Below are 18,588 nucleotides of genomic sequence, written 5' to 3'. Positions count from 1 at the left end.
CCACCCCATCCCCCGTCTGGATTCCCGTGCCCCCCTTCCCGGTGCCCCCGCCCTGGTGGTGATCAAGGTCTCCAAGTATCAGGCGCTGCTGGAGCAGCAACTGCTTGCCCTGCGCGGGGTCGTCACCCCTGCGACCCGCATCATTGCTGCCGGCAAGGCCAAGGACATCCACACCTCCACCCTCAAGCTGTTCGAAAAGTATCTGGGGGAGACCCGCACCTCGCTCGCCTGGAAGAAGGCACGCCTCATTCATTGCACCCCGGCCGCCGAGCGCCCGTCCCTGACCAGTCCCTTCCCGACCGTCTGGCCGCTGGAAGGCACCGACATGCTCATCCACAACCATGCCAACGTGTTCTCGCGCACCAGCCTGGATATCGGCGCCCGCTTCATGCTGGACAACCTGCCCATCCACAGTGCCCGCAGGGTGATCGATCTGGGATGTGGCAACGGCGTGCTCGGGCTCTCCCTGCTGGCACGAGACAGCGAGGTGGAGGTGACCTTCATCGACGAATCCCGGATGGCGGTGGCGTCCGCACGGCTCAACATCGAGCACAACCTGCCCGATGCCCTGCCCCGTGCCCACTTCATGGTCAACAACTGTCTCGATGACGTTCCCGTCGGGGCAGCGGACAGGATCCTCTGCAATCCCCCCTTCCATCAGCTGCAAGCGATCACCGATCACATCGCCTGGCAGATGTTCAGCGACGCCCACCGGGTGTTGCCTCAGGGGGGCGAACTCTGGATAGTAGGCAACCGTCATCTGGACTATCACAACAAACTCAAGCGCCTGTTTGGCAACGCACAAGTCGTTGCGTCGAACAGCAAATTCGTTATTTTGAAAGCCATCAAACGCTAAAGATAAAGCTAAAGGAAACCCATGATGAAAAAGTCACTCTTGCTGCTGGCCGCTCTGGTATTGGGCGGTTGTGCTACTCACTGGCCCGAGAGCGCCCTGCTCAACCCGCAAGTCATCCCCTCCAACCAGCAGTACTACTCCGGCAACCGCATCACCATGGAAGGGGTGGACAAGCGTGAAGCCGCCTATGTTTTCTCTATCAAGAAAAAAGAGAAGGCCCCCGTGCTGGTGAACAGCAGTCAGCCTCTCAACAGCCTGCTGGCTGAAAAACTGGCGGAAGGGCTGCGCAGCCAGGGCCTGGAAGTGGGCAACAGCGGCACCACCAACCTGACGCTGGCCATCTCCACTGCCGCCGTCACCGTGGAAGAGAAGACCTTCACCTATGTCACCAAGTCCCGCGTCAGCCTGCAGGTGATTGCCGACTTCCAGGGCAGCAAGCTGACCAAGCAGTTCAACATGTCCTCCAGCAAGGAGGGCCCGGGCGAGCCGAGCATGGCCGATCTGGAATCCACCCTGAACCAGCAGCTGGGCAGCGTGCTGCAGCAGATCATGGCCGACGAGGCGCTGCGCGGTTATCTCAAGGGTCAGCCGAGCTGAGCGAGGACATATAAATGAAGAAACTCTGGTTACTGATCACCTTGATCGCCCCCCTGGCTTTCGCCGGTCAAAAAGTCCAGATGGAGACCAACCATGGCACCATCGTCGTGGAGCTGGCCCCCAAACAGGCACCACAGACCGTGAAGAACTTCCTGCGCTACGTGGCAGACGGCAGCTATGACGGCAGCCTGTTCCACCGGGTGATCCAGAACTTCGTGGTGCAGGGTGGGGGCTACAACCAGCAGTTCCAGCCCCTGCCGACCTTCGATCCCGTGGTCAACGAGTCCAGAGGCGGCCTGCCCAACAAGCGCGGCACCATCGCCATGGCCCGCACCCAGGCGGTCGACAGCGCCACTCGCCAGTTCTATTTCAATCTGGTGGACAACGACAACCTCAACGCCAATGCCGGCGCCGGTTACACCGTGTTCGGCCAGGTCGTGAAGGGGATGGAGGTGCTGGACAAACTGGCCCAGGTCCAGACCGGCTACAGCTCCATCCTGCGTGCCAACGACGTCCCCACCAGCCCCATCATCCTGAAGAAAGTGGTGCTGCTCGCGGACAAATAACGCGGCCCGGATCACATTCCACCGCGTCCCTGAACGGGTCACCAATCTCTTTTTCTATACTCTGCTCCCCGATGTGTGCCACGCATCGGGGAGCAGAACCAGAAGGAGGAGCCGGTGACCTGTCATGATTACATAACCCAACACGCCGGCCCGCTGGCCCAGGCGGTTCGCCATTTTCTGGCACGCAAGATTCCCTATCAGCAGCTGGAGGACTTGAGTTGGCAGCTCCTCTCCCACTGGCAGGCGCTCTGCGTGATCCCCATGGACAAAACCCCCGCCAACGCACAGGAAGGAGTGTTCTGGCATCTGCTTCACAGCCTGCACCTGTGGGATGAGCAGCGCCTCCTCTGTGATGACGCGCTGCGCCTGCAACTCATGGCCTGCGCCAATTTTCTCGCCGACGAGGGCCCCTGCCCGCACCACTGCATCGGCTCGCGCCCCTGAAACCTGCCGCCCGCCACTCGGCTTGCCTTGGCTACGCCTGCCGAACCTGACAAAATGACCCCCTTTTCCCAGAGGAGTCAGGCTGTTGAACAATCTCCGCCCGCCCAGCCACACACCGGGCCGCGCCACCCGCTGGCGAGATGCCCTCGCCGTCTATCTGGAAGCGCGGGTACTCATCCTGTTTGCCATGGGATTTTCCTCCGGCCTGCCTTTGCTGCTGGTCTTTGGCACCCTCTCGTTCTGGCTGCGCGAAGCGGATGTCAGCCTGACCGACATCGGCTACATGAGCTGGGTAGCGCTGGCCTACGGTTTCAAGTGGCTGTGGTCGCCCCTGGTGGATCGGCTGCCCCTGCCCCTGCTGTCACGGCTGCTTGGGCGACGACGCAGTTGGATGCTGTTCTCCCAGGTGCTGATCGCCCTCTCCCTGGTGGGGATGGCCTATTGCGATCCCAAGACCCAGCTCGCCCAACTGGCCCTCTTCGCCCTGCTGGTGGCTTTCTCCTCTGCCACCCAGGACATCGTCATCGATGCCTATCGCATCGAATCCGCTCCCGAGCGGCTGCAGGCGGCCATGGCCGCTTCTTATATGACGGGGTATCGACTCGCCATGATCATGGCGGGAGCGGGGGCGCTGGCGCTGGCGGCCTGGCTCGGCAGCAACAGCGGCTATGACTATCGCGGCTGGCAGCTCACCTATCTGCTGATGGGAGGGCTGATGTCTCTTGGCATCCTCACCACCCTGATGAGTCACGAGCCGCAGATCGATCTCAAGAGTCAGGACGAGCAGCAGATGGCGCGCAAGGCTACCCTGCTGGCACGGGGTTGGTCACCCACGCTGGCCGGGCTGGGGGCCTGGACCTACGAGGCCATCTGGTGTCCCTTCGCCGACTTCTTTCGCCGCTACGGCTCCTCGGCCCTGCTGATCCTCGGGCTTATCGCCTGCTATCGCATCTCGGACGTGGTGATGGGGGTGATGTCCAACAGCTTCTATGTGGATCTGCAGTTCAGCAAGACGGAAGTGGCCACCATCACCAAGGTCTATGGTGTCATCATGACGCTGGTGGGAGCCGCGCTCGGGGGCGTGCTGGTGATGCGCTTTGGCACCCTGCGCATCCTGTTCCTCGGCGCCGTGCTGACCGCCAGCACCAATCTGCTGTTCGCTCTCCTCAACGAAGTGGGCCACAACCTGGAGCTGCTGACTCTGATCATCTCGCTGGACAACCTCAGCGCCGGCATAGCGACGGCTGCGTTTGTAACCTATCTATCGAGCCTCACCAACGTAGCCTTCTCCGCCACCCAGTACGCCCTGTTCAGCTCCATCATGCTGTTGCTGCCCAAGTTGCTGGCGGGGTTTTCTGGTCGCGTGGTGGAGCAGATCGGCTACAGCCACTTCTTCATCGGCACCAGTCTGCTCGGTATTCCGGTGATGATCCTGATCATCATGGTTGCCAAACGAGGCAGCACCTTGTCACCACAAACGCACAAATAGCAAGCGTTTGCGCATTTTAGGGGGTGATTAGATTCACAAATCCTGACAAAGTTCCCTGGTGCTTGTTTATCCGTTGAATTTATTTGGCTAGAATCCCTCCCGCTCCTTGTGGGCAGGCTACGGAAAACCTCAACTAACGCACAAGAGACCAATAAAATGGCCAAATTTACCAAGACTCTGATCGCTGCCGGTCTGCTGGCTGCCTCCGCCACCCCGGCCTTCGCTGCCGACTACAGCGGCGACATCCACAAGAACGACTACAAGTGGATGCAGTTCAACGTGATGCACACCATCGACCAACGTCCTTTCACTGCAGGTGCTGAAGATTACAACGACACCTACTTCGAAATGGAATTCGGTGGTCGCTCCGGCCTGTTTGACCTGTACGGTTACGTCGACGTCTTCGATATCTTCGACTCCCGTCACAGCGACAAGCACAAGGGTCAGAACCTGTTCATGAAGTTTGCGCCGCGTATGTCTCTGGATGCGCTGACTGGTAAAGATCTCTCCTTCGGTCCGGTGCAAGAGGTTTACATCGCCTCTCTGAACAACATCGGCGACAACCAGATGGAAAACATGATCGGTCTGGGTGCTGATGTACAAGTGCCTTGGTTCGGCAAAGTGGGCATGAACCTGTATGCTCGTCACGCCACCGAAAACCAGTTCTTCACCGAAGAAGAGGGTGAGTGGAACGGTTACTGGTTCGCCATGAACTGGTTCAAGCCTTTCTACACCTTCAGCAACGGCAGCTTCGTCTCCTATCAGGGTTACCTGGACTACGCCTTCGACTTGGACACCCACAACCGTGCTGACCGTACCAGCGACAACCTGGCTACCTTCCACGGTATCTACTGGCACTCCGACCGCTACGCCGTCGGTTACGGCCTGAAGTACTTCATGGATGCCTACGGCACCAAAGACGGTTCCACCGCCTACGACGGTACCCCGTGGAAGAGCTCTGGCTTCAGCCACTACTTCTCCGTGACCTACAAGTTCTAATCGAACTCGTCACACGGATACAAAAAACCGGAGCAGCTGCTCCGGTTTTTTTATGCCCTCATGCTGGCAGTGGGGGGAGAGCCGCGCCCTCCCCGTTCGCCATCAGTCGCGGAAGTTCTGGAACTGCATCGGCTGGCCCAGTTCGGCGCCACGCACCAAGGCCATGGTCTCTTGCAGATCGTCGCGCTTCTTGCCGGTGACCCGCACCTCGTCGCCCTGGATGGCAGCCTGCACCTTGATCTTGGAGTCCTTGATGAGCTTCACCAGCTTCTTGGCCACTTCCTTGTCGATCCCCTGCTTGAACTTCACGGTCAGGTGGAAACGTTTGCCGGAGTGGACGCTGTCACCCACATCCATGGAACTGTTCTCGATCTGGCGCTTGAGCAGGGCGCCGCGCAGGATCTCGACCATCTGCTTGAGCTGGAAATCGGCATCGGCTTCCAGCTTCACTTCTTCCTTGTTCAATTCGAAGCTGGCTTCCACACCACGAAAATCGAAACGGGTCGCCAGTTCACGGTTGGCGTTATCAACGGCGTTCAACACCTCGTTCATTTTGACTTCAGAGACAATATCGAATGACGGCATAGCCGGGCTCCTCATGCTGTACTTCAGGTTGTGCTGACAGGTGGGCAAATCTACCAGAAAACGGGCAAATTTGCTGATTTCGATGGGATTGCTCTGCTAGAATCCCCTGCGCACAGGAATGGTGAGACCCGTTAGAACCCGTTTAGGAGCGACCGCGAGAGGTCCGACACTCGGTGAAGTGCAGCCCAGACACCCGCATGTTCATGCATACATGAGGCTCCCTGGCTGCGCATGAACCTTGAGCACGACCCGGCAACCAGCTCATGCACCGGTTCCAGGTATTCACCAAGCGACATCTTCCCTTATCCCGGGTTGGCGGTTGACAGGATGGCAGCCCTTCCCATGATCGAGCCTCTTCATGCCAAGCGGATTACGCGACAACAACCTGAAAACACGCCGTCACCCTGTCTCTCCCGAGTGGACCTTGCTGGGCTGCGGCGCCCTGGGCGGCGTCTTCGCCTCCCTGTTGACCCAAAGCGGCCAAGCAACCCGCCTCCTGCTGCGCGAGCGCCATCGTGCCACCTTGCACCCCGGCGTCGACTTTACCTCACTTGAGGGGCATACCCAGCTCCTGGCCATCGAACGCGCCTTCATCGACAAGCCGGGCAGCATCAAACGCCTGCTGGTGATGACCAAGGCGGGGCAGGTGATATCGGCCCTCACTCCCCTGGTCGGGCAACTGGCGGCAGGGGTGCCCATCGTGCTGCTGCACAACGGCATGGGGATCGCCGATCAGGTGGTCGCACTCTTCCCCGACAATCCGGTGATCGCCGGCGTCACCAGCCATGGCGCCATGCAGAGCGGCCACTTCGTGTTCCGCCACACCGGCAAGGGGGAGACCTGGCTGGGCCCAATCAACGAAGCGGCCCGTGCCCATGCCCACCTCGCCGACGAGCTGGCCAGCGCCCTGGGTCAGGCCGGTTGGGATGAGCAGATCCTGACACGTCAGTGGCAGAAACTCGCCGTCAACTGCGCCATCAATCCCCTCACCGCGCTCTACAAGCTCAAGAACGGCGAATTGGCCGGTCCGCGTTTTGCCGATGCCCTGCAGCAAATCTGCGTGGAAGTGGCTGACGTCATGCGGGCCGAAGGTCAGCCCACCGGCAGCGAAGAGCTGCTGCGCCGCGTCATGATGGTGGTGGAGCTCACCGCCGACAATTACTCTTCCATGTATCAGGACATGGAACAGGGCCGCGAGACCGAGATCGAAGCCATCACCGGCTTCCTGCTGGGCAAGGCCGCCCTTCACGGTATCGCGGTGCCGGTCAATCAGGGCCTCTATCAGGCCGTCAAAGAGAAGCGCTGAGCAGAGCAGCTGGCAAGCAAGGAGTGCAGGATGAGCGTACTGGTACTGGTGGCCCCCGGGTCGGAAGAGATAGAGACGGTTGCCATCGTCGATACCCTGGTTCGGGGTGGCATCGATGTGGTGCTGGCCTCCTGCTGCCCCACAGGAGCGCGCCAGATCCGCGCCTCTCGCGGGGTGCAACTGGTGGCGGATTGCCATCTCGACGAGCTGACCACCCGTGACTTCGATGCCATGGTCGTGCCGGGCGGTCTGCCTGGCAGCGAAGTGATCCGCGACACCCCCCTCGCCATCGACCTGCTACGGGAGCAGGCAGGCCTCGGCCGCTGGCGCGCCGCCATCTGCGCCGCACCCGCCGTGGTACTGCACCATCACGGCTTGCTGGGGAATGCGAGCACCACCTGCCATCCGGGCTTTCAGGCCCGTCTGCCCGCGACACAATTGAGCACGGCGCGGGTCGTGACCGATGAAGCCCATCGCCTGATCACCAGCCTGGGCCCGGGTACCGCCATCGAGTTCGCCCTCGAGATAGTACGGGTACTGCGAGGTGACGAGGCAGCCCGTACGGTGGCCGGTCCCATGGTGTTGCCCCCTTCGGTGTTGCCATAATCGCATCAATCACTTCTCTGAAAACGGCAGAGCCCCCTTGTTTGGTCTATGTTGGCTGCTCTTGTGCTAGATAAAACAATCCGGGCTTCCCCGGCCTGGCACCGGCTGTTAACATGCGCCCCTTATGCCTGTTATGTGCTCTGGGGTGGCCGTCACGCCGCCCTGACCCTGCCCTGTGCGGCCTCTGCCGCCTGACTCCGGTTATGCCGACCGGCCGGTTTACCCGGCCATCAACAGCCAATCCAACCCTGTGATCCCCGCCATTTCCCCTGATTTGCGGGCCTGTGGCCATGGATCCTCAACGAGCGAGAAAATCCCCATGCTGGAACGTGCAAGACAAGAGTGGTTCTCCAACATACGGGGCGATCTGCTGTCGGGCATCGTCGTCGCCCTGGCGCTGATCCCGGAGGCCATCGCCTTCTCCATCATTGCGGGCGTCGACCCCAAGGTCGGCCTCTATGCCTCCTTCTGCATCGCCGTGGTCATCGCCTTCGTCGGCGGTCGTCCCGGCATGATTTCCGCCGCCACCGGCGCCATGGCACTCCTGATGGTGACCCTGGTCAAGGAACATGGCCTGCAGTATCTGCTGGCAGCCACCCTGCTCACCGGCCTCTTCCAGATAGCGGCGGGCTACCTCAGGCTCGGCAGCCTGATGCGATTCGTCTCCCGCTCCGTGGTGACCGGCTTCGTCAACGCCCTGGCCATCCTTATCTTCATGGCCCAGCTGCCCGAGCTCACCAACGTCACCTGGCAGGTCTACGCCATGACCGCGGCCGGGCTTGGCATCATCTATCTGTTCCCGCTCGTTCCCGTGGTGGGCAAACTGCTCCCCTCCCCCCTGCTGTGCATCGTCATCCTGACGGCGGTGGCCATCACCCTGGGCATCGACATCCGTACCGTGGGCGACATGGGTGAGCTGCCCGATACCCTGCCGGTCTTCCTCTGGCCCGACGTGCCCCTCAATCTGGAGACCCTGGCCATCATCTTCCCCTACTCAGCGGGGCTGGCGGTGGTGGGACTGCTCGAGTCCATGATGACGGCAGCCATCGTCGACGAGATGACCGACACTCCAAGCGATCGCAACCGCGAGTGCAAGGGTCAGGGGATCGCCAACATCGGCGCCGGTCTGCTGGGAGGCATGGCGGGGTGCGCCATGATTGGCCAGTCCGTCATCAACATCAAATCCGGTGGCCGCGGCCGCCTCTCCACCTTCGTGGCGGGGACCCTGCTCATCCTGATGGTGGTCTTCATGGATGAGTGGATCCGTCAGATCCCCATGGCAGCCCTGGTGGCCGTGATGATCATGGTCTCCATCGGCACGTTTTCCTGGGAGTCGGTACGCAACCTGAAGAGCCACCCCCTCTCCACCAACCTGGTGATGGCGACCACCGTCGCCGTGGTGGTCGCGACCCACAACCTGGCACTCGGGGTCTTCGTGGGGGTGCTGCTCGCCTCCCTCTTCTTCGCCCACAAGGTTGCCCGCGTCATGCTGGTCAAGAGCGACAGCGAGCGCAGCGGCGCCGTGCGTACCTATCTGGTGCGGGGCCAGGTCTTCTTTGCCAGCGCCGAGCAGTTCCTGGCCGGTTTCGATTTCAGGGAGGAAGTGGAGAAGGTGGTCATCGACCTGACGCACGCCCACTTCTGGGACATCACCGCCATCACGGCCCTCGACAAGGTGGTCATCAAGTTCCGCCGTGAGGGGAAAGAGGTGGCGGTCATCGGCCTGAACGACGCCAGTGCCACCCTGGTCGATCGCTTTGCCATCCACGACAAATGCCAGGAGGGAGAGCCCCTGCTGGCCGAGCATTGATCCCGGTGCGCCCCATGAGGGCGCTGCCTGCAAGCCATAAAAAAAGCCCGTCTCTCCCCATGAGATGGGCTTTTTTGGGCTGTTGGATCACAGTCAACACACGCGCCTCGGCTTGCCCATCCCGAGCCGATGCGGCAATACGGGGTCATGGCCTGCCGTCAGGGTGCAAGAGGGGCCAGGAAAGCAGGAACAGGGTGCCGCCCCGCCCGCCGGGTTGGCAAACCGCGCTGCCGCCGTGGGCCTCGGCAATCGCCTTGACCACGGCCAGCCCGAGCCCGCTGCCGCCACTCTTGCGCGAACGTGACGGATCCCCCCGGCGAAACGCCTCGAAGATATGGGCGGCGACCTCCTCGCTGATGCCAGGCCCTTCGTCTTCCACGCTCAGGATGCACTGGGTGCCCGAACGATGCAGGCGCACGGTCAGCATGCCCGGCACCGCGTGCTTCTGGGCATTTTCCAGCAGCGCCATCAGGGCCTGACGGATGCGAAGTGCATCGCAACAGACACAGAGCTCGGCATCGAGCTCCCGCTTGAGGGTGAAACCGCTCGCGGCCAGAGGGGTGGCAAACGCCTCAAGCACCACGGCAAGCTCGTCGGCCAGACTGATCGCCTCTCGTTGCAACTCCAGGTGGCCGCTGTCGTTGAGACTGAGCACCCGCAGGTCTTCGATCAGGTGGGTCAATCCCTCCACCTGGCGCAACAAACCTTCAAAGAGCGCACGCTCTGGCGGAAATACCCCTTCGGCCAGCCCCTGCAATCGGCCACGCAAGATGGTCACCGGGGTGCGCAATTCGTGGGCGATGGCGGCATTCCAGAACTCCCGCTCGCGGGTCATGCTTTGCAGTCGCTCGGCCATGGTGTTGAAGTCCCGCACCAGTTGCGCCGTCTCCCCGATCGCCTGTTCATCCAGCGGCACGCGCGCATCGAGTTTGCCCTCTGCCACCTCTCGCAGGCTGTTCGCCACCGAATTGAGCGGGGTCAGGATGCGCCGAGAGAGGCGCACCGCCACGTACAGCGCCATCCCCAATGCAATGAGAATGGTCGAGCCAATCCAGATCATCTCGACCCTGGAGGGCATCCAGCTCTCGGAGATGCTGCCAGGCACATAGGTCACGGCAATGGCGTAGAACACATAGGTGCCGATCACCGCGAGGCAGATGATGCCGAGCGCCATCAGTCCCAGGGAGCGGATGATTTGCCTGCGCAGGCCAGGTGCCGATGTCACGCATCGCCCCCGAAGCGATAGCCGACGCCCCAGACACTGGCGGGCACCCCCTGGATGCCCTGTGCCTCCAGCTTCTTGCGCAGCTTGCTGATGTGGCTGTCCACCGTGCGCTCCTGGGTATCCCCCTCCGGCAGGCAGTGGGTCAGCAGTTCGGCGCGGCTGAACACCCGCTTGGGTGCCCGCATCAAAGAGGCGAGCAACTTGAACTCGGTCAGGGTCAGATCCAGCATCTGTTGCCCCTCATCGCGGCAAATGCTGGCCTCGTGGCTCTCCAGATCGATCTGGAAGGGGCCGACCCGCAGCACCCGGGCCGTGGTCTGCTTCGCAGCCTGGCTGCGTCTGAGCACCGCCTGTACCCGGGCCACCACTTCGGCCGGGTTGAAGGGTTTGACCACATAGTCATCCGCCCCCATGCGCAGCCCCATCAGCTTGTCGAGGTCCTGATCCAGAGCGGTCAACATGATCACCGGCGTGTCGCCACGGGCCCGGATCTCGCTGAGCACCTGCCAGCCATCGAGCTGCGGCATCTGCACATCCAGCAACAGGAGATCGGGTTTGCATGTCTGGTGCATGGCCAGGGCTTCGCGGCCATCGGCGGCATGCAGGGTGCGCAATCCGTGGCGTTGCAGGTAAGCGGCGAGGATGTCGGCAATCTCGGCTTCATCCTCTGCAATCAGTACCAGTGACTGGGCCGCCGGGCTGGCGGAAGCAGGAAGATACGACATGGTCGGACTCGAAAATGGTGGGCCTAAACTTTATCACCGCCTCCATGGATTCTCCACAAAGCCTCGAATCATTCGCAATAGCCCCTCGCCATAATGCCCGTTCGATGTGCTCTCGCGGCAGCACCATGCCCGGGAGGCGGTTTAACGAGGTGAATATGATGTTTGTCAAACAGCGGTATGCGGGCGCCCTGCTCGCCGTCATTGCCGTATTCGGGTTGGCAGGTTGCGATGGGACGACGCAAGCGCAAGATGCGCCGACCCGTCCTCAGGTGTCGGTGATGACGCTGGCAGGTCAGGACCTGGTCATCAGCGAGGATCTGCCCGCCCGGGTGGCCGCGGTGCGAAGCGCCGAAATTCGGGCCCAGATTAGCGGCATCGTGCAGCGCCGCCTGTTCGAGCAGGGCGCCGAAATCGGCGCAGGCACCGTGCTGTTCCAGATAAATCCGGCCCCCTTCAAGGCGGATGTCGACAGCGCCGCCGCAGCATTGCAGCGCGCGGAGGCCGTGCTGGCCCGCGCCCGTATCCAGATTGACCGTCTGGTGCCGCTGCTGCGCACCGAGGCCATCAGCCGCCAGACCTATGACGATGCGGTCTCCCAGCGTGATCAGGCGGCCGCCGACGTGGCTCAGGCCAGGGCGACCCTGGCCCGGCACCAGCTGAACCTGCAATTTGCCAGCGTGGAAGCCCCCATCGCCGGGCGCATCGATCAGGCGCTGGTGAGTGAAGGGGCTCTGGTGTCCCCCACCGACGCCACCCCCATGGCCAGGATCCAGCAGATCGATCAGGTCTACGTCGATGTCCGTCAACCGGCCTCTGTGCTCGACACCCTGCGCCAGCAGGCTGGCTCGACGGCACCGGAACTGGCGGTGGACATCCTCGGCAGCGACGGCAAGCCGCTCGGCATGCAGGGGCACATCCTCTTCTCCGGCATCGAGGTGGATGCCGGTACCGGTGACGTACTGCTGCGGGTACTGGTGGACAACCCGGAGCGGCGGCTCTTGCCTGGCCTCTACGTACAGGCGCGCATTCCCCGTGCCCGCTATGCCAACGCCCTGAGCGTGCCTCAGCAGGCGGTGGTGCGCACATCGGGCCAGACCAGCGTGTGGGTGGTGGATGGCCAGGGGCAGGCACAACTGGTTCCGGTCAACACCGCTGAACTGGTGAATAGCCAGTACCGCATCACGTCCGGGCTCAACGCCGGACAGCGGGTGGTGATCGAGGGGATCGACCGCCTGACCCCGGGGACGCAAGTCATTGCCCATCCCTGGCAATCCCCCGCAGTCAGCCAGCAGGCTGACGCCGGTAACCGTTGAATCGGAGACATTTCATGCCGCAGTTTTTCATTCATCGCCCGGTGTTTGCCTGGGTGCTCGCCCTCTTCATCGTGCTGGCGGGGGTCATCGCCATCCCCAAGCTGCCCATCTCCCGCTATCCCTCGGTGGCGCCGGTGTCGGTGACCCTCTATGCCACCTATCCGGGCGCCACGCCGCAGACCCTGAACGATGCGGTGGTGAGCCTGATCGAGCGCGAGCTGTCGGGGGTGAAGAACCTGCTCTACTTCGAGTCGTCGGTAGATGCCTCCGGCAGCGCGCAGATCACCGCCACCTTCAAGCCGGGCACCGATCCGGAGCTGGCCCAGATGGACGTGCAAAACCGCATCAAGGCGGTCGAGCCTCGCTTGCCACAGGCGGTGCGGCAAACCGGCCTGCAGGTGGAGTCCGCCTCGTCCGGCTTTCTGATGATGGTCGGCATGACTTCACCGGATGGCCGCTTCGATGAGGTCGCGCTGAACGACTACATGGCCCGCAATATCGTGCAGGAGCTGCGCCGCATCGACGGCGTGGGGCGAGTGCAGCTGTTCGGCGCCGAGCAGGCCATGCGCATCTGGGTGGATCCGGGCAAGCTCGCCGCCTACGGGTTGACCATCAGCGAGGTGGCGCAGGCCATCGAGCAGCAGAACGTGCAGATTGCACCGGGGCGCCTCGGCGACGAACCCGCCCTGCCTGGCCAGCGACTGACGGTTCCCCTCACGGTACAGGGGCAGCTGACCACTCCCGAGGCGTTCGCCGCCATCGTACTGCGGGCAGGTGCCGATGGCGCCAAGCTGGTGCTGGGTGACGTGGCCCGGGTCGAGCTGGGGGCGCAATCCTACGCCTTTTCCAACCGCGAGAACGGGGTGGCTGCCACCAGCGCCGCCATCCAGCTCTCCCCCGGCGCCAACGCCGTGCGCACCGCCGATGCGGTACGCACTCGTCTTGCCCAGCTTGCCCCCACCCTGCCGGCGGGCATGGCCTATTCGATCCCGTTCGACTCGGCCCCCTTCGTCAAGGTCTCCATCGACAAGGTGATCCACACCCTGCTGGAAGCCATGGTGCTGGTGTTCCTGGTGATGTTTCTCTTCCTGCAGAACCTGCGCTACACCCTGATCCCGGCCATCGTCGCCCCCATCGCCCTGCTTGGCACCTTCGCGGTGATGCTACTGGCCGGCTTTTCCATCAACTCCCTGACCATGTTCGGCATGGTGCTGGCCATCGGCATCATCGTCGACGACGCCATCGTGGTGGTGGAGAACGTCGAGCGCCTGATGGCCACCCAGGGGCTATCGCCCAGGGAGGCGACATCGCGGGCCATGAAGGAGATCACCGGGGCGGTGATCGGCATCACCCTGGTGCTCACGGCGGTGTTCATCCCCATGGCGTTCGGCAGCGGCTCCGTGGGGGTCATCTACCAGCAGTTCACCCTGTCGATGGCGGTGTCGATCCTGATTTCCGCCTTCCTCGCCCTGACCCTGACGCCAGCGCTCTGCGCCACCCTGCTGCGTCCGGTCAGCCCGAGTCACCATGAGAAGCTCGGCTTCTTCGGCGCCTTCAACCGGGGCGTCGAGCGGCTCACCGCAGGCTACGACGTTCGGGTCACCCGGCTGGTCGGGCGCAGCGGACGCATGATGGCTACCTTCGCCGCCCTCTGCGCCGTGCTGGCCATCGCCGCCACCCAGTTGCCCTCCTCTTTCCTGCCGGACGAGGATCAGGGCTACTTCATGACCTCCATCCAGCTGCCGACCGGCGCCACCAGCGAGCGCACCCTGGCCGTCATCAAGGAGTTCGAGGCCCATGTGGCCTCTCGCGAGGCGCTCGACACCAATCTGGTGGTGCAAGGCTTCAGCTTCTCCGGCGCCGGCCCCAATGCGGCCATGGCCTTCACCATGCTCAAAGAGTGGGATCAGCGCCATGGTGCCACGGCTGCCGAAGAGGCTGAGCTGGCACAGGCCGCCATGGCCAACAGCAAGGAAGGCACCGTGATGAGCCTGCTGCCGCCCGCCATCGACGAACTGGGCACCTCTTCGGGTTTCACGCTCTTCCTGCAAGACAGGGCCAACCAGGGGGAGGCCGCGCTGCTGGCCGCCCAGGCGCAACTGCTGGCACTGGCGGCCCAAAGCGAAGTGGTGAGCGATGTCTATCTCGACAGCCTGCCCCCCGGCGAGAGCATTCACCTCGAGATCAACCGGCAGAAGGCCGAGGCCATGGGACTCTCGTTCACCAGCGTGAGCAGCACCCTGTCGGCGGCGATGGGATCGCTCTACATCAACGACTTTCCCAACGGCGGGCACATGCAGCAGGTCATCCTGCAGGCCGACGCGTCGGCGCGCATGCAGCTCGATGACGTACTCGGCGTGCGGGTGCGCAATGCCAGCGGCGGCATGGTGCCCCTGCGGGAGGTGGTGACGCCGACCTGGCGCCAGTCGCCGCAACAGATGATGCGCTTCGAGGGCTTCCCCGCCGTGCGTCTCTTCGGGAGTGCCGCCCCCGGGGTGTCCAGTGGCGCCGCGATGGCGGAAATGGATCGCCTGGTGGCGCAATTGCCGCCAGGCTTCGCCCTGGCCTGGACGGGACAGTCGCTGCAGGAGCGCCAGTCGGCGGCCGAGGCCCCCCTGCTGATGCTGCTGTCGGCGCTGGTGGTCTTCCTGGTGCTGGCCGCGCTCTACGAGAGCTGGTCCATTCCGCTCTCCGTGATGCTGGTGGTCCCCCTGGGCCTGCTCGGCGCCGTGGCGGCGGTGATGCTGCGCGGCATGCCCAACGACGTCTTCTTCAAGGTGGGCATGATCACCATCATCGGCCTGTCGGCCAAGAACGCCATCCTCATCGTGGAGTTTGCCCGCCAGTTGCATGGCGAAGGGCGCTCGCTGCTTGACGCTGCGGTGACCGCCGCACGCCTGCGTCTGCGCCCCATCCTGATGACATCACTCGCCTTCACCCTCGGTGTGGTGCCGCTGATGCTTGCCAGCGGTGCCAGCGCGGAGACCCAGCATGCCATCGGCACCGGCGTGTTCGGCGGCATGATCAGCGGCACCCTGCTGGCCATCTTCTTCGTGCCGGTCTTTTTTGTCTTCGTCATCGGCACCCAGGCGCGCATTCAGGCCTGGAGGGCCAGACGAGCCACGTAGCGGAGAGCGTCATGATGTTGCCCCCTGATGTCTGGCGCTCGGCAATGCCGGCAGGGGGCTGCAGGGAGTGGCTCTCAGCCCTCACTTCCAGTGTCATCACGGGCGCTGTGGTGGCGGCCAAGGTGAGAAGGCATGGGCTGGCAGGAGAGCACGGGAGGCGGGATTATCGTCACTGGCGGCAGCAATCTAACGGCCCAGACAATGACAGCGTTCAGACAACAGAGGCCATCGAGACCGTGAAAGAGACAGGCTCGGCGTTCGAGCCAGACATCCACCGGACTGACGGGCAGCCTGGCCGTGCTCGTCCGCATCTTGTTGGCCACCATTGAAGGAACTGACGGGTGGGAGAGCCCCGCTCAGGTTGTCACTCAATGGCACCTGCATGTAGCACGCGAATACGAAAAAGCCCAACTGAATAAATCAGTTGGGCTATATAGATGGCGGAGGAGGTGCCCGCCGTAATTAAGTCCAATCAACTCCACACCAATCCAGCAAGCCATTTACTATCAGTATATTAGAAACAAACACAGTCCAATCCATCCCAATCACATATTACCACTGCGCATGCTTGGTGGCATACTGAGTGGCATATTCAATTCTCAAGGAGGTTACCTGATGGCAATCCTCACCGATACCAAAGCCCGCAACATCAAGCCTGAAGATAAGCCCCTTGCTCATGGTGGCGTCACCGGGTTGACGCTACACCCCTCTACCATCAAGGGCAGAGGAAAGTGGGTGTTCCGCTATGTCAGCCCACTGACGAAGAAACGACGTAACGCTGGCCTCGGGACTTACCCCGAGATCTCTATCGCTGACGCTGCTCGAGACGCCCAGGCAATGCGGGAACAGCTGGCGAATAATCTGGACCCACTAGAGATCCGGCTGCAGGAGCAGAACAAGCCGAAGATCCCGACGTTGGAAGCATCCGCCAGACTCGTCTACGAAAGCTTGTTACCTGGTTGGAAGAACCCAAAACACGGCAAGCAATGGATCACCACATTGGAACAGTATGCCTTTCCTGCAATTGGCACTATCTCCATTGATACCATCACCCCAGCTCATATCGCTTCCGTTTTGCAACCGATATGGCTGACGATCCCGGAAACGGCAAGCCGTGTTAAACAGAGGCTACACGCAGTCATGGCTTGGGCATGGGCCCATGGCTATACCTCTGCAAACCCAGTGGATGTGGTAAGCCACCTATTACCGGCTCAACCCAGCAAATCTGTGCGTGTAGAACACCAGCCTGCAATGCCTTGGCGTGATATCCCTGCATTTGTGCAAAAACATCTGAGAACAACGCAACAGTACGATGTAACCCGCTCCATGCTGGAGTTCTTGATCCTGGCTGCTTGCCGTTCAGGTGAAGTCAGAGCCATGAAGTGGTCAGAAGTCGATTTGGAGGCAAGGGTCTGGACTTTGCCTGCCGAGCGTATGAAAGCCAAACAACAACATCGTGTTCCGTTATCTCTTCGTGCCGTCGAAATCCTGAAAGGGTTAAGGGGATTACATGACGAGTTGGTATTCCCATCCCCCAGAGACCAAGTACCGCTCTCAGACACAGTGTTGACGATGTTTCTGAGAAGAGCCAAAGCAGGGAGTTGCACACCTGGCCGAATGGCCACTGCTCATGGCTTTCGTTCTAGCTTTCGAGACTGGTGCAGCGAGCAGGGCTATGCGCGGGATCTCGCTGAACGAGCATTAGCTCACACAGTGCAGAACAAGGTAGAAGCCGCCTACCACCGCACGGACTTGCTGGATCAGCGGCGTCCAATGATGGATGCGTGGGCTGAGTTTGTATCCGGTAATTCACCAACTGAATAAGAAGGAAGCGGCCCACCAAGGCCGCTTCCTTCTATGTTCTTTTTTTTAGCTTTTCTTAGCCGTTGATGACATCTTGCCAAACCAGTGCTCAGAGAGTTTCTGCGCTTGTTTGACTTCCGGCTTGGTCATCGCGGCCTCGAGTTCATAACGGGCCCGTACAGCCTCAGGCATTCCTTCTGTCGCCGCCAGTGACAGCCAAGCATAAGCATGCACCCGGTTACGAGGTGCCCCCAAGCCTTCCTCACGCAATGTCCCCATTCGGTATTGGGCTTGGCGGTCGCCCTGCTGGGCCGCTAGGCGATACTGCTTGAGAGCAAGCGCGTAATCCTCTTTTCCCCCTTGTCCCAGACGCAGCATTTCACCGTAGGTGTACTGGGCGAGAATGTGTCCTTGTTGGGCGGCCTTGGCATAACTGGCTCTGGCCTGCTGCATATTCCGGCCGATCATGAACACCGATTCCGGTTCAACGTGAACACCATTTCCGGACCAATGTGAACGCTCATTCCGGCTCAACCTGAACACTTTGCCCCTCCTTTCCGGAAACAGTGTTCAACATCCCGGAATCACTGTTCACATTCACCAGAATCATCCTTAACGCATTGATTTAACAACCTTTGATACGCTCTCCCTTTTGCCAGGGAAGAGCCTATGTCTGCCAAGAGGATTGCAATGCGTAAAATTCGTGAAGTGCTGCGACTGCGGCTGGAAGCTGACCTCTCTGTTCGCCAAATCAGTATCTGTACCAAGGTCAGTGTCGGCTCCATCCAGAAACTCCTCAAAAGTGCCCAGGCGCTCGGCCTTAGCTGGCCCCTGCCCACCGAGTTTGATGATGGCCGACTGGCTGCCCTGTTTTATCCGCAGGCCGATACCACCATATCGGCCTGCCATGTCGTGCCGGATTGGCCCTCTGTCCATCAGGAGCTCAAGCGCAAGGGGGTCTCCAAACAGCTGCTCTGGGAGGAGTACACCCAGCGCTATCCCAATAGCTGTTACAGCTACTCCCAGTTCTGCGACCGTTACAAGTCCTGGTGTCAGTTGCAAAAGCGCTCCATGCGCCAGATCCATAAGGCGGGGGAAAAGCTCTTTATCGACTACTGCGGGCCCACGGTGCCCAT

At 61.6% G+C, this 18,588-nt stretch carries 15 protein-coding genes and 2 pseudogenes; 13 read left to right on the top strand and 4 right to left on the bottom strand.

Features of this window, described 5'->3' with window-relative positions:
- From C3418_RS18285 to C3418_RS18260, 6 genes are all read left to right on the top strand, one after another.
- The coding region (locus C3418_RS18285) for a methyltransferase (protein ID WP_103859018.1) at nucleotides 1-856 on the top strand (856 nt) is incomplete at its 5' end.
- Nucleotides 857-880: 24 nt separating this feature from the next.
- Nucleotides 881-1,453, top strand: coding sequence for a YajG family lipoprotein (locus C3418_RS18280; protein ID WP_039040711.1), 573 nt, complete (start codon nucleotides 881-883; stop codon nucleotides 1,451-1,453).
- A gap of 14 nt (nucleotides 1,454-1,467) precedes the next feature.
- Nucleotides 1,468-2,019, top strand: a complete 552-nt coding sequence (locus tag C3418_RS18275; protein WP_041211273.1) for a peptidylprolyl isomerase — start codon at nucleotides 1,468-1,470, stop codon at nucleotides 2,017-2,019.
- Between the two features lie 114 nt (nucleotides 2,020-2,133).
- A complete protein-coding gene (locus C3418_RS18270; protein WP_042864276.1) occupies nucleotides 2,134-2,463 on the top strand; it encodes a hypothetical protein in 330 nt (109 codons plus the stop codon).
- 85 nt (nucleotides 2,464-2,548) lie between these two features.
- Nucleotides 2,549-3,952: an MFS transporter gene (locus tag C3418_RS18265; protein WP_048208191.1), complete on the top strand. Its 1,404-nt coding sequence runs from the start codon at nucleotides 2,549-2,551 to the stop codon at nucleotides 3,950-3,952.
- A gap of 156 nt (nucleotides 3,953-4,108) precedes the next feature.
- Nucleotides 4,109-4,951: an outer membrane protein OmpK gene (locus tag C3418_RS18260; RefSeq protein WP_041211271.1), complete on the top strand. Its 843-nt coding sequence runs from the start codon at nucleotides 4,109-4,111 to the stop codon at nucleotides 4,949-4,951.
- Between the two features lie 102 nt (nucleotides 4,952-5,053).
- On the opposite strand, the gene C3418_RS18255 is transcribed toward C3418_RS18260, so the two are convergent.
- The gene (locus C3418_RS18255) at nucleotides 5,054-5,536 is read right to left on the bottom strand and encodes a YajQ family cyclic di-GMP-binding protein (RefSeq protein ID WP_010673357.1); all 483 of its coding nucleotides are present in this window, start codon (nucleotides 5,534-5,536) and stop codon (nucleotides 5,054-5,056) included.
- A 358-nt stretch (nucleotides 5,537-5,894) separates the two neighbouring features.
- Here C3418_RS18255 and C3418_RS18250 point away from each other — a divergent pair, with 358 nt between their 5' ends.
- The 3 genes from C3418_RS18250 (at nucleotide 5,895) to C3418_RS18240 (ending at nucleotide 9,258) form a co-directional block, all read left to right on the top strand.
- Nucleotides 5,895-6,842: a ketopantoate reductase family protein gene (locus C3418_RS18250; RefSeq protein ID WP_039040714.1), complete on the top strand. Its 948-nt coding sequence runs from the start codon at nucleotides 5,895-5,897 to the stop codon at nucleotides 6,840-6,842.
- A gap of 30 nt (nucleotides 6,843-6,872) precedes the next feature.
- On the top strand, nucleotides 6,873-7,448 hold the full coding sequence (locus C3418_RS18245) for a DJ-1 family glyoxalase III (RefSeq protein ID WP_052816332.1): 576 nt from the start codon (nucleotides 6,873-6,875) through the stop codon (nucleotides 7,446-7,448).
- A gap of 319 nt (nucleotides 7,449-7,767) precedes the next feature.
- Nucleotides 7,768-9,258 (top strand): SulP family inorganic anion transporter, encoded by a 1,491-nt coding sequence (locus C3418_RS18240; protein ID WP_052816333.1) that lies wholly within the window; start codon nucleotides 7,768-7,770, stop codon nucleotides 9,256-9,258.
- Between the two features lie 145 nt (nucleotides 9,259-9,403).
- Here the strand turns inward: C3418_RS18240 and C3418_RS18235 are convergent, their stop codons facing one another.
- Both C3418_RS18235 and C3418_RS18230 read right to left on the bottom strand, forming a co-directional pair.
- Nucleotides 9,404-10,483, bottom strand: a complete 1,080-nt coding sequence (locus C3418_RS18235) for an ATP-binding protein (protein ID WP_080990061.1) — start codon at nucleotides 10,481-10,483, stop codon at nucleotides 9,404-9,406.
- Nucleotides 10,480-11,208 (bottom strand): response regulator, encoded by a 729-nt coding sequence (locus C3418_RS18230; RefSeq protein ID WP_052816335.1) that lies wholly within the window; start codon nucleotides 11,206-11,208, stop codon nucleotides 10,480-10,482. The genes C3418_RS18235 and C3418_RS18230 overlap by 4 nt, the downstream gene beginning before the upstream one ends.
- A 155-nt stretch (nucleotides 11,209-11,363) precedes the next feature.
- On the opposite strand from C3418_RS18230, the gene C3418_RS18225 reads away from it, so the two are divergent.
- From C3418_RS18225 to C3418_RS18205, 3 genes are all read left to right on the top strand, one after another.
- On the top strand, nucleotides 11,364-12,521 hold the full coding sequence (locus C3418_RS18225) for an efflux RND transporter periplasmic adaptor subunit (protein WP_181023124.1): 1,158 nt from the start codon (nucleotides 11,364-11,366) through the stop codon (nucleotides 12,519-12,521).
- Between the two features lie 14 nt (nucleotides 12,522-12,535).
- Nucleotides 12,536-15,649: a multidrug efflux RND transporter permease subunit gene (locus C3418_RS18220; RefSeq protein WP_103859017.1), complete on the top strand. Its 3,114-nt coding sequence runs from the start codon at nucleotides 12,536-12,538 to the stop codon at nucleotides 15,647-15,649.
- Between the two features lie 615 nt (nucleotides 15,650-16,264).
- A complete protein-coding gene (locus tag C3418_RS18205; RefSeq protein ID WP_103859016.1) occupies nucleotides 16,265-17,473 on the top strand; it encodes a tyrosine-type recombinase/integrase in 1,209 nt (402 codons plus the stop codon).
- Between the two features lie 45 nt (nucleotides 17,474-17,518).
- Here the strand turns inward: C3418_RS18205 and C3418_RS18200 are convergent.
- A pseudogene (locus C3418_RS18200) lies at nucleotides 17,519-17,905 on the bottom strand (tetratricopeptide repeat protein); the annotation flags it as partial.
- A gap of 216 nt (nucleotides 17,906-18,121) precedes the next feature.
- Here C3418_RS18200 and C3418_RS18195 point away from each other — a divergent pair.
- Nucleotides 18,122-18,588: pseudogene (locus tag C3418_RS18195) on the top strand (IS21 family transposase); the annotation flags it as partial.

Origin of the sequence: Aeromonas sp. ASNIH8, assembly GCF_002919855.1 — a bacterium.
In the GTDB taxonomy this organism is placed as follows: domain Bacteria; phylum Pseudomonadota; class Gammaproteobacteria; order Enterobacterales; family Aeromonadaceae; genus Aeromonas; species Aeromonas caviae.
The sequence above is the reverse complement of the archived record's forward strand: the minus strand, read 5'-3'. Positions and strand labels throughout refer to the sequence as shown.

Coding starts and splice junctions, on each gene's coding strand:
- C3418_RS18280 (WP_039040711.1), top strand. CDS start 881: ATGAAAAAGTCACTCTTGCTGCTGGCCGCTCTGGTATTGGGCGGTTGT.
- C3418_RS18275 (WP_041211273.1), top strand. CDS start 1,468: ATGAAGAAACTCTGGTTACTGATCACCTTGATCGCCCCCCTGGCTTTC.
- C3418_RS18260 (WP_041211271.1), top strand. CDS start 4,109: ATGGCCAAATTTACCAAGACTCTGATCGCTGCCGGTCTGCTGGCTGCC.
- C3418_RS18255 (WP_010673357.1), bottom strand. CDS start 5,536: ATGCCGTCATTCGATATTGTCTCTGAAGTCAAAATGAACGAGGTGTTG.
- C3418_RS18250 (WP_039040714.1), top strand. CDS start 5,895: ATGCCAAGCGGATTACGCGACAACAACCTGAAAACACGCCGTCACCCT.
- C3418_RS18245 (WP_052816332.1), top strand. CDS start 6,873: ATGAGCGTACTGGTACTGGTGGCCCCCGGGTCGGAAGAGATAGAGACG.
- C3418_RS18240 (WP_052816333.1), top strand. CDS start 7,768: ATGCTGGAACGTGCAAGACAAGAGTGGTTCTCCAACATACGGGGCGAT.
- C3418_RS18230 (WP_052816335.1), bottom strand. CDS start 11,208: ATGTCGTATCTTCCTGCTTCCGCCAGCCCGGCGGCCCAGTCACTGGTA.
- C3418_RS18225 (WP_181023124.1), top strand. CDS start 11,364: ATGATGTTTGTCAAACAGCGGTATGCGGGCGCCCTGCTCGCCGTCATT.
- C3418_RS18220 (WP_103859017.1), top strand. CDS start 12,536: ATGCCGCAGTTTTTCATTCATCGCCCGGTGTTTGCCTGGGTGCTCGCC.
- C3418_RS18205 (WP_103859016.1), top strand. CDS start 16,265: ATGGCAATCCTCACCGATACCAAAGCCCGCAACATCAAGCCTGAAGAT.